Source organism: Brevundimonas sp. (assembly GCF_027487935.1).
Classification (GTDB): Bacteria; Pseudomonadota; Alphaproteobacteria; order Caulobacterales; family Caulobacteraceae; genus Brevundimonas.
The window spans coordinates 147,098-160,145 of sequence record NZ_JAIYCP010000033.1 but is presented as its reverse complement, the minus strand read 5'-3'; the positions used below and the strand labels follow the sequence as shown (position 1 = coordinate 160,145).

Here is a 13,048-nt window from a genome sequence, read left to right as displayed (position 1 = left end):
CCGGATGGCCGAGCCGAAGACCCGGCCGACGGATGTGCCGGTCGCCGATTTCATCGCTGCGGTCGACAACCCCCGCCGCCGCGCGGATGCCGAGGTCATGCAGGCCCTGCTGAGCGAGATGACGGGCGTTGCGCCGGTCATGTGGGGGCCTTCGATCATCGGCTATGACAGCTACAAGGGGCCGACCGGGGACTGGCCCCGGATCGGCTTTTCGCCGCGCAAGGCCCAGCTGGTCCTTTATGTGATGGGTGATTTCGACGCCCGGGAGGCCCTGATTGCGCGGCTGGGCAAGGTCAGCACCAAGGGGGGCTGTCTCTACATCAACCGGCTGGATGCGGTCGATGAGGGGGTGCTGCGCGAACTGGTGGCCGCCTCCCTGGCCCATATGCGGGCCAAATACCCGGACTGACGGGTTACGCCGCCATGCGGAAGTCTTCGGCCGGGTCGAAGGCCGGGCGGGCCTCGTCCCACAGGGCGTCCTCGTCGGCATAGCGGGCCGACAGGCGGGCGTCGATGACGTCGATCACCTGTTCCTCCAGCCGGTCCCAGATCACGGCCAGGTCGCCGAAACCGTCGGCCTCGCAGGGCACGATCAGATAGCGGCTGGCGGCGACGGCGGTGTGAGGAGCGAACGAGCGGGCCATGGGGTGTCTCCGGGGCGGGGGTCTCTGTTGAAGTGACCTTGAGACAGCGTTGCGTCAAAATCGGACGTATGCCATCGTCGCCCCATGAGACACGACAAGGCAGCGGTGGTGATCGAACTGGCGCGACGCATGGCCGCCAGCGCCGAAGGTCTGACCCTGGAGGAGATGGCGCGGGAGTGTGGCGTCGGGCGGCGCACGGCCGAGCGGATGCGGGATGCCGTGCTGGCCCTCTATCCCGCCGCCGAGGAGGTGTCGGATCCGCCGACCAAACGCTGGCGCATCCGTGGCGGTCTGTCGGCCTTTGAACAGGCCCCGACCACCGAGGAGCTGGTCGAGCTGAGCAAGGCGGCGCAGGGGCTGCGGGCGGCGGGGGAACAGGGCCGGGCGGCGGCGCTGGAGGGGCTGGAAAGAAAACTGAAGTCGGCCATGCGCTCGACGACCCTGAACCGGCTGGCGCCCGATCTGGAGGCGCTGGTGCGGGCGGAGACGATCGCCATCCAGGCGGGGCCGCGGCCGTCGGCGGACGAGGCGGTGCTGGCCGAGATCCGGCAGGCGATCCTGGCCGGACAGCCGCTGGGCTTCATCTACAGCCGGCCGGGGGCCGAGGCGCGGCGGCGCAGCGTGGCTCCGTGCGGGGTGATGTTCGGTCGCGCCAACTATCTGGTCGCGGCGGACCGGGAAACCGGGCGTATCCAGACCTTCCGTCTGGACCGAATGAGCGCGGTCCGGGCGGAGGAGGGGGTGGCCGCCCCGCCGGCCGATTTCGACCTGCAGGCCTTCGCCAGCCAGTCGTTCGGCATCTATCAGGACGAGATCGAGGATGTGGTGCTGCGGGTCACGCCCGGTGGTGCCGCCGAGGCGCGGGCCTGGCGCTGGCACCCGACCCAGACGGTCGAGGACCGGGCGGACGGCGGGGTCGAGGTCCGGTTCCGGGCCTCTGGCATGCGGGAGCTGGCCTGGCATCTGTTCAGCTGGGGCGATCAGGTCGAGATCGTCGCGCCGGAGCGGCTGAAGGACATGATGCGCGAGGCCCTGAAGGCGGCGCTGGCGGCGCTGGACAAGACCCGCTGATCAGGCGTCGGCCGCCGGGCGATCTTCCCGCATGTGATGGATACGGGCGATCACCACGGTGTTGTTCCTGACCCGAAACTGGACGACATAGCCGCTCTGGCCGAAGCGGATCGGGAAGGTGTGCATTCCAGCCGAGTTTTCCGGCGCGCGACTTGGCATCTCGCCCAGTGATCGAAGACCGGCATCGATCGCGTCCATCGCCCGGCGGGCGGCTGCGTCACTCTTGCCCGCGAGAAACGCATTGAGCCGGAACAGGTCCGCCCTCGCTTCCGGTGCGACGGTGATCCGGTAGTTCACGCCTTCGATGCCAGCCTTGCTTCCAGATCTAAGCGTACGTCCCGTAAGACGTCTTCCAGCGGGAAAGACACGCCCGTGCGGTCGTATTCCGCCAGGGCGATCAGGGCCTGTTCCCTCTGATAGAGCTTCGCGGCCTCGGTCCGCGGATCGGCCGGATCGAACGGCGCGGCGTCTTCGGCGACGCCGGGCGGGGGCAGGGCGGCTTTGATGACCTCGATTACATAGGCCTCGACGGACAGGCTCGCAGCGGCGGCGGCGGTTGCCAGACGTACCGCTGTCCGCTCATCAAGCTCGATTTTCAGGGGACGCTCAACCATGCCGTGATACTAACAGATGTATGGCCGCTGTTCTACCAATCAAAGGTAGAAGACCACGTTCCCGCAAACGGATACGGGCTGACCGACCTGGCCCAGTCGTCGACCACCAGCGGGCGGTCGATCGGCGGGGCGGCGCGTTCGGCGCAGGGGTGGCGGTGTCCCCGAGGCCCGGGCCTGGCGCTTGCCCCCGACCCAGACGGTCGAGAATCCGCCGGATGGCGGCGTCGAAGTCCGGTTCCGGGCCTCTGGCATGCGGGAGCTGGCCGGGCATCTGTTCCGCTGGGGCGATCAGGTCGAGATCGTGGCGCCTGTCCGGCTGAAGGCGATGATGGCCGAGGCTCTGAAGGCGGCGCAGGCGGCGCTGGACAGGACCGGCTGATCAGGCGTCCGTCGCCGGGCGATCTTCCCGCATGTGATGGATACGGGCGATCACGACCGTGTCGTCCCTGACCCGAAATTGGACGACGTAGCCGCTCTGGCCGAAGCGGATCGGGAAGGTGTGGAGATCGTCTGAGATTCGGCGCGCCCGGGCGGGCATGCGGGCCAGGGATCGAAGCGCGGCCTTGATGTCACGGGAGGCGCGTCGAGCGGCGCGCTCACTGCGCTCCCCGAGGAAGTTTGCCAGCCGTACAAGGTCCCGTTCGGCCTGGGCGGTCAGCTGAATGCGGTAGATCACCGCTTTCGGGCCAGCGCCGCCTCCAGAGCGTCATCGAATGTCTTGAGGACGTCCTCCAGCGGGAAAGACACGCCCGTGCGGTCGTATTCCGCCAAGGCGATCCGGGCCTGTTCAGCCTGATAGAGCTTCGCGGCCTCGGTCCGGGGATCGGCCAGATCGAACGGTGCGGCGTCTTCGGCGACGCCGGGCGGGGGCAGGGCATCGATGACGCGCCGGGCCATCCAGACCTCGATCGACAGCCCCTCAGCCGCGGCAGCGGCCTCGACGCGCGCCAGGGTGGCGGCATCCAGCGGGAGGGTCAGGGGACGGCGATCCATGGGGTGATACTATCAGATGTGTCACCTCTCATCTACCAATCCAAGGTGGTGAGCGCTCATCCCCCGCAAACGGATACGGGCTGACCGACTTGGCCCAGTCGTCGACCACCAGAGGGCGGTCGATCGGCGGGGCGGCGCGTTCGGCGCAGGGGTGGCGGTTACACAGGCGGCAGGCGGGGCCGATGGGGGTGACCTCGGGTGCGGTCAGGTCGAGGCCACGGGCACAGGCCAGGCGGTGAGCATGTTTGAGCTCGCAGCCGAGGCCGATGGCGAGGTCGTGACCCTCGGTGGAGGCGTCATGCCCCTGACGATCGACGGTGCGGGCCAGGGTGAACCAGCGGCTGCCGTCCGGGGTCTCGATGATCTGGGTGACGACGCGGCCGGGGGTGCGGAAGGCAGAGTGCAGCCGCCAGCGCGGGCAGGCGCCGCCGAAGCGGGAAAAGGGGAAGGCCCCCGAGGCGAACCGTTTGGAAATGTTGCCGGCCTGATCGACCCGCATGAGGAAGAAGGGCACGCCGCGGGCGGTGGGGCGCGACAGGGTGGTGAGGCGGTGGGCGGCCTGTTCATAGCTGACCCCGAACCGGGCCTGCAGCCGGCCGAGGTCGTAGCCGGTTTCCTCCGCCGTGCGCTGGAAGGGGGCGTAGGGCATCAGGATGGCGGCGGCGAGGGTATTGGTCAGGGACACCTTGAGCAGGCGGCGGGTGGCCTCGTCGGGGGCCGCGGCGGCGGCGGTCATGGCGGTCAGTTCGGCGTCATGCGCGGACAGGGCCAGCTGGAAGGCAACGGCGAAGGCGCGGGAGGCGGGGCCGAGCGTCTCGGACAGGAGCAGGCGGTTGCGGTGCGGATCGAAGCGGCGGGTCCATTCGACCATGACCTCGGCGGGCAGGGTGCGGACGCTGAGGCCGTGCAGGGCCTGGAGGCGGGCGCGGACCCGGGTCTCGAACGGTTCGCCGGGGGCATCGGCGGCGAGCGCCTGGGCCAGGGTTTCCCCGAGGATGTCGAGTTCGGGGAAATGATTGCGCCGTGACTGGATGTATTCGCGGACCCAGTCGGACGGGCTGTCGTCGCCGGGGCCGGTTTCGGCTCCGTCGCGGGCACGGCGGTCGGTGAAGGCGCGGTAGAGGCGCAGCAGGGCGTCGGCGGCGGCGGGCTGGTCCTCGGCCAGCTGGACGATCTCGTGGCGCGGCACCGTCAGGCCCTGGAAGACCGGATCGGCCAGGGCCTCGGCCAGTTCGGCTTCGGAGGCCGGCCCGGCGGACTGGCCCAGGGTGCGCAGGTCGACGTCATAGGTGTCGGCCAGCCGCAGCAGCAGCTGGGCCGAGACGGGGCGCTGGTTACGCTCGATATGGTTCAGATAGGAGGGGGAGACGCCGAGATCGCCGGCCATGGCGGTTTGGGTCAGGGCGAGATCGCGCCGCAGCCGCTTGAGGCGGCCGCCGAGGAACAGCTTGCGGTCAGCGGCAGTGTCCATGGTCGCAGTTAGTCACGAAATGACTGCCAAGTCCATGTCATAAAATGACAAAATGACATGAAAAATCCCGACCGTCCTGTATAAGTCATGACTTCGGCATGGTCTGCTTCTCGAGACCCGCGGCGATGGCCGCACGCTCCGAGACGAGACCGACATGACCAGCTTCGCCCACCTTGTTCCGTCACCCGTCGGCCGTTTCGACGGCATCGAGCGGCCTTATACGCCGGAGGACGTACGTCGCCTGCGCGGTTCGGTGCCGATCACCCATACCCTTGCCGAACGGGGGGCCAACAGGCTGTGGGAGTTGCTGCACCAGGAGCCCTACATCAATGCGCTCGGGGCCGTCACGGGCAACCAGGCCATGCAGATGGTCCGGGCGGGGCTGAAGGCCATCTATCTGTCCGGCTGGCAGGTCGCCGCCGACGCCAATACCGCCGGGGCCATGTATCCCGACCAGTCGCTGTATCCGGCCAATGCCGCGCCGGAGCTGTGCCGTCGCATCAACCGCACCCTGCAACGCGCCGACCAGATCGAACACGCCGAGGGCGGGACCAAGCGTGACTGGTTCGCCCCGATCGTGGCCGATGCAGAGGCCGGCTTCGGCGGGCCGCTGAACAGCTTCGAGATCATGAAGGCCTTCATTGAGGCGGGGGCTGCGGGCGTGCATTTCGAGGACCAGCTGGCCTCGGAGAAGAAATGCGGACACCTGGGCGGCAAGGTGCTGATCCCCACCCAGGCGCATGAGCGTAATCTGATCGCCGCGCGTCTGGCCGCAGACGTCATGGGGGCCCCGACCCTGATCGTGGCCCGGACGGACGCCGAGAGCGCCCAGCTGATCACCTCGGACGTTGACGAGCGCGACCGGCCCTTCATCGACCCGGACAACCGCACGCCCGAAGGCTTCTTCCGCCTCAAGGCCGGAACGGGGCTGGATCACTGCATCGCCCGCGGCCTGGCCTATGCCAGATACGCTGATGTGCTGTGGTGGGAGACCTCCCACCCCGATTTGGACGACGCCCGCCGCTTCGCCGAGGCGGTGCACAGGGAGCATCCCGGCAAGCTGCTGGCCTATAACTGCTCGCCGTCGTTCAACTGGAAGGCCAGGCTGGACGACGAGACCATCGCCAAATTCCAGCGTGAGCTGGGGGCCATGGGCTACAAATTCCAGTTTGTGACCCTGGCCGGCTTCCACAGCCTGAACAACGGCATGTTCGAACTGGCCAGCGGCTACCGCGACCGCGGCATGGCGGCCTATTCCGAGCTGCAACAGCGCGAGTTCGCCAATGAGGCCGCCGGCTATACGGCCACCCGCCACCAGCGCGAGGTCGGCACCGGCTATTTCGACCAGGTCGCCACCGTCATCTCGAACGGCCAGTCCTCGACCACGGCCCTGAAGGATTCCACCGAGACCGCCCAGTTCGTGGCAGCCGAGTAAGGAGAGAGACCATGCAGCCCCTGAACAACCCCACGGCCATCATCGATTTCTGCCTTGCCCCGCTCAATCTGGACACGGGCACCGAGGCCGAGCGCGAGGTGCGCCGCCGCCTTGAACACGTGATCAAGACCTTCCGGGCCAAGGCCGCCCAGCCGGTCAGCGTCGACTTTTCGCGGATGCCGTCGCAGGTCATCAACGAGGCCGCGCACGGCTACGAATAGGGTGTTGTTCGGGCGTGAAGGCGGTCTGGCGCGTCGTCCGGCAAGGTCCGGACTTCGCTTCAGGATCGGGCTCTAGGCGGCCTCGGAAGCCGCGCCGGGGCGCGGCAGGGTGGTGATGAGCTCGAGCAGTTCGGCGGCGTCGAAAGGCTTGGCCAGATGGTGATCGGCACCGGCGGCTTCGGCCGAGGCGATATGGTCGGCGAGGGCGTTGGCCGTGAGCATGACGATGGGCGTCCGGCCCAGACCCATGGCCGCCTCGTGCAGGCGGATCTCCCGGGTCGCGCTGAGGCCGTCCATGACCGGCATCTGCATGTCCATCAGGATGATGTCGAAGTCACGGTCGTGGCAGGCCCGGACCGCCTCGGCACCATTCTCGACCGAGGTCAGTTCCGTGTTCGCCCCGGACAGGATCATCTCCACCAACTTGCGATTGATGGGATGATCATCGGCCAGCAGGACGCGGACGATGGGGGGCTCGTCACTGGCCGGTTCGAGGACCTGGCCGGGCGCTGCGACCGGCGCTTCTGCCGGACTGAAGGGGATGGTGAGAATGAAGGCCGAGCCACCGCCGGGTTCGCTTTCGCAGTCCAGGTCGCCGCCCATCATCTCGGCCAGCTGGCGGGAGATGGCGAGCCCCAGGCCGGAGCCCCCGAAGCGGCGTGTGATGGCTCCGTCGGCCTGTTCGAAGCGGCTGAACAGACGCTCGCGCGTCTTGCTGTCGAAGCCGATGCCGGTGTCCTCGATCGAGAAGCGAAGTGTCGGTGTCCCGTCCCGGTCCGGCCCGGGCGCGACGGTCAGGCTGACGAATCCGGTCTGGGTGAATTTGACCGCATTGGACACAAGGTTGGTGAGGATCTGTTTGACCCGGACGATGTCGCCGAGGATCCACCGGTCCGTTTGCTCGTCGATCTCGACGAAGAATTGCAGGCCCTTGGCCTCTGCTGAGCTCTCATGAAGCTGGGCCGCCTCACGGACGGCCCGGCCGAGATGAAAGGGCTCGTTCGCCAGCTCCAGACGTCCCGATTCGACCCGGGCGAGGTCGAGAATGTCGCTGAGCAGCGCCTGGAGCGTTCTGCCGGAGGACTGGATCAGTTCCAGCATCTCAGCCTGTTGGGTCGAGAGGGGGGTTTTGGCCAGGACCTGGGCCAGACCGATGACGCCGTTGAGGGGCGTGCGGATCTCGTGGCTCATATTGGCGAGGAACTGGCTCTTCGCACTGTTTGCCGACTGGGCGATATCGCGTGCCTCGGACAGGGCCCGGGCGTCGTTCTTGAGATCGGTGATATCGGTGCAGACGGTGACGATGCCGCCGGCTGACGTACGACGGTCAGAAATCCTGAGCCAACGGTCGTCCGTGGTCCGCTGTTCGATGGTTGTCGTCAGGGCCCGGCGCGATTCGAGCCGCTCCTGGATCCATTCCGCCTGACGTCCCCGTGCGTCGCTGTAGAGATCCTCGTCGAGACCGATCTGGATGATTTCGCGGAACGTCATGCCGGCCTTCAGCTTCGACGTCAGTTCCGGGTTGGCCTCGGCATAGCGCTGGTTCCAGAGAACCAGCCGATCTTCCTCATCATAGAAGGCCATGCCGTCCGGCATGGCGTCCAGCGCCTCGCGCAAACGCTTCAGGGCCGCTGAATGCGTGACCCAGGTCGTCCAGCCGATCATGGCGGCGACCCCGACAATGGCCAGAACCATGGCCACAATGACGCTTGTCATGACCCCGCTGGAGACGGTCGGGCCGGCGTCAGCGAGGGTCCGTGGTGTGATCACCATCGCGCTCAGGGCCGTCAGGTGCAGAAAGGCCATCGCGATCGATCCGCAGACCGCCGTGGCCACCCTGCGCGAAAGACCCGGGCCAAACACCACGCCGCCGCCGATAAAGGCGATGATCAATGCGCCGAAAACTGACAGGAGCGCCAGGCCCGGCTCCCAGCTGATGGTCCCTGCCAGGCCAAGGCCTGAGATACCGAGGAAATGCATTCCGGCGACGCCGGAAAAGGCGACAAGGGCTGCGCCGGCGCGGCGGGCCCGGGTCGGGCGGAGCATGACAACCACGGCCGCCAGGCTGAAGCCGCCGAGGGCCAGGACCAGCGAACCGACCGTCGGCCAGACGGCGTAGCGGATTTCCTGGCCCGGCTGGTAGCCGTTCAAGGCGACAAAATGGGCCGTGAAGACGGCGAGTCCCGAGATCAGGGCGGCGAGGGCAATGCGCTTTTGCCGTCGGGCGGCGGGCAGTTGGCTGGCTGTGACCAGCAGATCGATCGCGGTCGTCAGCCCCAGGACGCAGATTAAGCCGGCGGCCAGAAGCCAGCGGTAATCATGTTCGGTCGTGATGGAATACAGGATGTGGTCCAAAACGCCCCCCTTCGCGACCCATCCTGGCACCAAAGGGGTGAAGAAACCGTGGTCAGGGACCGGGCTTTCGTCAGGTAGCGATCACGACTTCGAAGGTGCGGCCCATGACCTTGACCGGGTTGACCTGACGGTCGCCGCGCCGCACTTCGAAATGCAGATGCGGGCCTGTCGAACGGCCGGTTGAGCCGACGAGTCCGATATCGTCACCCGGGCAGGCGGGGCGGCAGTACGTCGCACCCGGGCAACAAAAAAGGGCGCGCAACCGGAAGGCCGCGCGCCCTGTTCTGACGGTCTGTAAGCCCTACGGCAGCGGCATGCGGAAGGTCACCGCACCCACATGGCTGTCGGCGCTGTCGCCGAAGCGACCCCGGTAGCCCACGGTCATTTTCATCGGTCCCACATCGGCTTCGATACCGGCCGAGGCGATCATCGAACCGCCGAACGGGTCGTCGATCTCGCGGGCGAGGATCTGGGCCGGGTTGGCGGCGATCCCCGTGCGCACGGCGTCACTGTTGTCAGCGAAGCTGTCGCGATAACCCCCCTCGACGAAGAAGCTCATGCCCTCGTCGCCACCTTCGGCTCGCAGCGAGATCTCGCCGCTGGCGGCCTGGACCGTACGGTCCTGGTAGCTGTACTGGGCCGCCGGACCCTGTTCGATATAGCCGTTGACGTCGGTCGAACCCCAGTTGAGCGCAACCCGCGGCGACAGGGCGATACCGCCCATGTTCATCCACACGCCGCCCTGAACGCGGGCACCGAGGCTGCCACCCGTGGTCTCGCCGGTATGGACGACCGGTGCCAGCGAGGTGAGGCGGGTGATGTCGTCATAGTGATCGATTGAGCCGCCCACCGTGGCGTTGATGAAGGTCTCGCCCGAGCGCCAGCCGCCGTAGAGGTCGAAGGCATAGGTCTTGACGTCGAACATCATGGCTCCCGCCTCGACATCGGCGGTGTGGAGGGTCCCGGCGAAGCCGAAGCGCGCGCTCGGTGACATGACATGGTCCACCCCGACCCGGAAGCCGTAGCCGGTGGTGTCAGAAGCGGCCACGGAGCCACGGGCATCGGTCTCGACGCTGCCGGCGATGGCGCCGAAGGTCAGGTTGGTTCCGGCCTGCCATGCGGCGCGTCCGGACATGCCTTCGCTGGCGAGGTCGAGCAGGTCCTCACGCTGGCGGAAGGAGGTTTCCGCCTGAACGGTCGATTGGGCACCGATGTCGCCATAGTAGAGATAGTCATTGGCCAGCTGGGCGATCAGCTGGTGGCCGGCGGCGGTCGGGTGGACGCTATCCCAGAACAGATAGGTGTTGGGCGTTGCGCAGACCGTGACCCCGTTGAAGCAGGCATCGGTGACATTGGTCAGGCCGAAGGCTCCCGGATTTGCGGTCAGGGTCGTGCCGATCTTGAAGATATCGAACAGGATGATGTTGGTGCCCGGGCGGGCAGCCGCCGTCGTCATCATTGCGTTGAGCAGGCCGCTGTTGAACGAGGTACCGGCAAACTCGGCCAGCGGAGCAGCGGCGGTGCCACGGAACGCCGGCGCGTTTCCGAGGCTCGGAATGTTGCCGACCAGGATCGTACCGGCACCGGCGGCCGCAATGCTGTTGACCAGGAAGGCCATGTCAGCGACGGCCGCTGTGACGACGGGCGTGATGGCACCGGTCGGGTTCGACGAGGCACCGGCGGCCGGCAGGCCCTGGAAGATGTTGTTCGCACCGCCGAGAATGCTGACCAGATCGGTCGAGCGGAAGGTGCCGCCCGCGCCCGTATAGGCCAGGAGCTGGTTGCGCATGCCGAGCGGCAAGGCCTGGGTGTCGGTGCGCGCGCCGCCGAAGGCGTAGTTGATGCTGCCGGTGACGGAAGCGCCGGCGGCATATCGGCCTGCGGTAAAGCCCAGCCGCTCGGTGAACACGGCACCGTTCGAGAACCGGCCCTGGAAATTGGGCGCGCCGGGGGAGGCACCGCCGGTTGCGGCAAACAGGTTGCCGTTGTCACTCAGGCTGTCGCCGAAAACGACCAGGCGGCTGTAGCTCTGGGCGCTGGCGGCAGAAGCGATGGTGCCGGCTGCGGCGACCGTCAGGGCAGCAAGCGCAGCATGGCGCAGAAAACGAGACATCGATGATCCTCCTTCGGCCGTCATCATGCGACCGTTATTCACATTGTGCGCCCGTTTCGCACGCGCGCAAGATGCCGCTGGGTAAGGTTTTAATGCAAGGTGCGGAACCGCAGCGTTCCGGCCACAGTGCGAAGGCCGTGCAAGGCCTCCGGATCATAGTCGCGATCGACGTCTGTGATCACATATCCGGTGCGTTCGTCGGTCTTCAGATGCTGGCCCAGTATGTTCAGCCCGGCGGTCGCGAGCGCCCGGTTCAACTCGGCCAGCACGCCCGGCTGGTTGCGGTGGATGTGCAGGATGCGGTGGGCCCCGTCGACCTCGGCCAGCTGCACATTCGGCAGGTTGACGCAGAAGGTGGTGTCGCCCCGGTTCAGATAGGCCAGCAGCCGTTCGGCGGCGAATTCGCCGATGGCCTCCTGGGCCTCTTCGGTCGAGCCGCCGATATGGGGCGTCAGGATCACATTGGGCAGGCCGCGCAGGGGGCTGTCGAACGGGTCGGCGTTGGTGGCGGGCTCCTCGGGGAAGACATCCACCGCCGCGCCGCCGATTCGGCCGGAGCCGAGGGCCTGGGCCAGGGCCCCGACATCGACCACATGACCGCGTGACAGGTTCAGCAGCAGGGCGCCCTGCTTCATGCGCGACAGCTGGGTCGCGCCGATCAGGGCGGTGTTTTCGGTGCGGCCGTCGACATGAAGGCTGACCACGTCGCTTTCGGCCAGAACGGCGTCGAGCGAGGCCATGCGACGGGCGTTGCCGAGGGCCAGGCGTTCGGTCAGGTCGTGGAAGATGACCCGCATGCCGAGGCCTTCGGCCAGAACGGACAGCTGGGAGCCGATGGCGCCATAGCCGATGATGCCGAGGGTCTTGCCGCGCAGCTCGCGCGAGCCGGTCGCGGACTTGTTCCACTGGCCGCGGTGCATGGCGGCGGACTTGTCGGCCAGGTCACGCAGCAGGGCGATGGTCAGGCCGACGGCCAGTTCGACCACGGATCGGGTGTTGGAATAGGGGGCATTGAACACAGCCACGCCCCGGCCGGCCGCGGCCTCGAGGTCAATCTGGTTGGTGCCGATGCAGAAGGCGGCCACGGCCATCAGACGATCGGCGGCCTCCAGCACGCGGGCGCTGACCTGGGTCTTGGAGCGGACGCCCAGCACATGGACGCCGCGAACCGCCTCAACCAGGGCGTCCTCGTCCAGCGCCCCCTTGTGCGATTCGACCGAATAGCCCGCTTCTTCAAGCCGCTCGACGGCGGCGGGATGGATGTTCTCGAGCAGCAGGATGCGGATGCGGGCGCGGGGGTAGGACCAACGGCCGGCGAGGCCCTCGGCATGCAGGAACTCGTCCATCGACGGGGCCTCGGCGTCGGCGGCGGCGACGACCCGCTCACGGCGCACGACCTCGGTGAAGGCGTGGAAGCGATCGGCGGCCCCGGCCAGCTTGACCTCGGCATCGGTCCAGCCGTCGCCGATCATGACCACGGGGCCGGTCAGGCCCAGCCCACGGAGGACGAGGGGCTTGCCGCCGGCCTGTGACAGGGGATTGGCCTGATCGACGCCCGTGACCCGGCCTTCGGCGTCATGGAGCAGGTCATTGCAGAGCACCTGTTCCGCCGGGACGTGGAGATGGGCGGCGAGGGGGGCGATGATCTCGCGGAAACCGCCCGACAGGATGACGATCCGGCCCGCATGCTCGCGGAAGAAGCGCAGATTGCGGCGCACCGAGGGTGTGCCCTCATCGAGGATGCGGGCGGCCAGTTCGGCGACATGGTCCCGGGTCAGGGGCAGGAGGGCGAGGCGTCGTTTCAGGGCCTCGCCGAACGGCAGCTCGCCGGTCATGGCCTGATCGGTCAGGGCTGCGACCTCGGCGCGGATCGCGGCGGCGTCGGGGACCCCGGCCAGGGCGATGTCGGCCAGGGCCTCCAGCGTCTCGATGCGCACGAGGGTGGAATCGAAATCGAAGACATAGGTGGTCGGCTCAGCCATGCAGGGACCTTGGCCGACCTTCGCACTTGCAGCAATAGCTGGCGACGGCTGACGGAAAACAGAGTCCAGAGCGTCTAACTGGATCCGGAATGATCTCGGTGTGGGGTGGCATTGGCCCCTTGTCATCCCCGACGTAGCGAAGCGAAGAT

At 67.5% G+C, this 13,048-nt stretch carries 14 protein-coding genes and 2 pseudogenes; 5 read left to right on the top strand and 11 right to left on the bottom strand.

All coding sequences use genetic code 11. The annotated features are described in order from the left end of the window. Nucleotides 1–4: 4 nt before the first annotated feature. On the top strand, nt 5–409 hold the full coding sequence (locus Q0053_RS12860; RefSeq protein ID WP_298100773.1) for a DUF1801 domain-containing protein: 405 nt from the start codon (nt 5–7) through the stop codon (nt 407–409). Nucleotides 410–413: 4 nt separating this feature from the next. Here Q0053_RS12860 and Q0053_RS12855 read toward each other — a convergent pair whose 3' ends face one another. After that, nucleotides 414–644 carry a hypothetical protein gene (locus Q0053_RS12855; protein WP_298100772.1) on the bottom strand — a complete coding sequence of 77 codons (231 nt, stop codon included), beginning with the start codon at nt 642–644 and terminating at the stop codon, nt 414–416. Between the two features lie 84 nt (nt 645–728). On the opposite strand from Q0053_RS12855, the gene Q0053_RS12850 reads away from it, so the two are divergent. Beyond that, nucleotides 729–1,715, top strand: coding sequence for a WYL domain-containing protein (locus tag Q0053_RS12850; RefSeq protein WP_298100770.1), 987 nt, complete (start codon nt 729–731; stop codon nt 1,713–1,715). Here the strand turns inward: Q0053_RS12850 and Q0053_RS12845 are convergent, their stop codons facing one another. Together Q0053_RS12845 and Q0053_RS12840 are read right to left on the bottom strand one after the other, a co-directional pair. Continuing rightward, nucleotides 1,716–2,012 carry a type II toxin-antitoxin system RelE/ParE family toxin gene (locus tag Q0053_RS12845; RefSeq protein WP_298100768.1) on the bottom strand — a complete coding sequence of 99 codons (297 nt, stop codon included), beginning with the start codon at nt 2,010–2,012 and terminating at the stop codon, nt 1,716–1,718. Beyond that, the gene (locus Q0053_RS12840) at nt 2,009–2,329 is read right to left on the bottom strand and encodes a hypothetical protein (protein WP_298100766.1); all 321 of its coding nucleotides are present in this window, start codon (nt 2,327–2,329) and stop codon (nt 2,009–2,011) included. Before Q0053_RS12840 ends, Q0053_RS12845 begins: the two co-directional genes overlap by 4 nt. 148 nt (nt 2,330–2,477) lie before the next feature. On the opposite strand from Q0053_RS12840, the pseudogene Q0053_RS12835 reads away from it, so the two are divergent. Continuing rightward, nucleotides 2,478–2,708 (top strand): annotated as a pseudogene (locus tag Q0053_RS12835) (WYL domain-containing protein); the annotation flags it as partial. Here the strand turns inward: Q0053_RS12835 and Q0053_RS12830 are convergent. From Q0053_RS12830 to Q0053_RS12820, 3 genes are read right to left on the bottom strand one after another with little or no spacing between them, the layout of a single operon-like run. Further along, a complete protein-coding gene (locus Q0053_RS12830) occupies nt 2,709–3,005 on the bottom strand; it encodes a type II toxin-antitoxin system RelE/ParE family toxin (protein WP_298100764.1) in 297 nt (98 codons plus the stop codon). Further along, nucleotides 3,002–3,322, bottom strand: coding sequence for a hypothetical protein (locus Q0053_RS12825; protein ID WP_298100762.1), 321 nt, complete (start codon nt 3,320–3,322; stop codon nt 3,002–3,004). The genes Q0053_RS12830 and Q0053_RS12825 overlap by 4 nt, the downstream gene beginning before the upstream one ends. Before the next feature lie 28 nt (nt 3,323–3,350). Next, nucleotides 3,351–4,793 carry a short-chain fatty acyl-CoA regulator family protein gene (locus tag Q0053_RS12820; protein ID WP_298100760.1) on the bottom strand — a complete coding sequence of 481 codons (1,443 nt, stop codon included), beginning with the start codon at nt 4,791–4,793 and terminating at the stop codon, nt 3,351–3,353. Nucleotides 4,794–4,947: 154 nt separating this feature from the next. On the opposite strand from Q0053_RS12820, the gene aceA reads away from it, so the two are divergent. Beyond that, a complete protein-coding gene (aceA, locus tag Q0053_RS12815; protein WP_298100758.1) occupies nt 4,948–6,228 on the top strand; it encodes an isocitrate lyase in 1,281 nt (426 codons plus the stop codon). Between the two features lie 11 nt (nt 6,229–6,239). After that, complete coding sequence (locus tag Q0053_RS12810; protein ID WP_298100756.1) at nt 6,240–6,449, top strand: hypothetical protein; 210 nt, start codon at nt 6,240–6,242, stop codon at nt 6,447–6,449. Nucleotides 6,450–6,521: 72 nt separating this feature from the next. Here the strand turns inward: Q0053_RS12810 and Q0053_RS12805 are convergent, their stop codons facing one another. From Q0053_RS12805 to Q0053_RS13295, 5 genes and pseudogenes are all read right to left on the bottom strand, one after another. Further along, nucleotides 6,522–8,804 (bottom strand): ATP-binding protein, encoded by a 2,283-nt coding sequence (locus Q0053_RS12805; protein WP_298100754.1) that lies wholly within the window; start codon nt 8,802–8,804, stop codon nt 6,522–6,524. Between the two features lie 70 nt (nt 8,805–8,874). Continuing rightward, nucleotides 8,875–9,066 (bottom strand): M23 family metallopeptidase, encoded by a 192-nt coding sequence (locus Q0053_RS12800; RefSeq protein WP_298100752.1) that lies wholly within the window; start codon nt 9,064–9,066, stop codon nt 8,875–8,877. A gap of 39 nt (nt 9,067–9,105) precedes the next feature. Beyond that, entirely contained in the window at nt 9,106–10,917 is a 1,812-nt protein-coding gene (locus Q0053_RS12795; RefSeq protein ID WP_298100750.1) for an autotransporter domain-containing protein, read from the bottom strand. An 89-nt stretch (nt 10,918–11,006) separates the two neighbouring features. Beyond that, the gene (gene serA / locus Q0053_RS12790) at nt 11,007–12,263 is read right to left on the bottom strand and encodes a phosphoglycerate dehydrogenase (RefSeq protein WP_367276691.1); all 1,257 of its coding nucleotides are present in this window, start codon (nt 12,261–12,263) and stop codon (nt 11,007–11,009) included. 108 nt (nt 12,264–12,371) lie between these two features. Further along, nucleotides 12,372–12,899: pseudogene (locus Q0053_RS13295) on the bottom strand (HAD-IB family phosphatase); the annotation flags it as partial. Between the last annotated feature and the right edge of the window lie 149 nt (nt 12,900–13,048).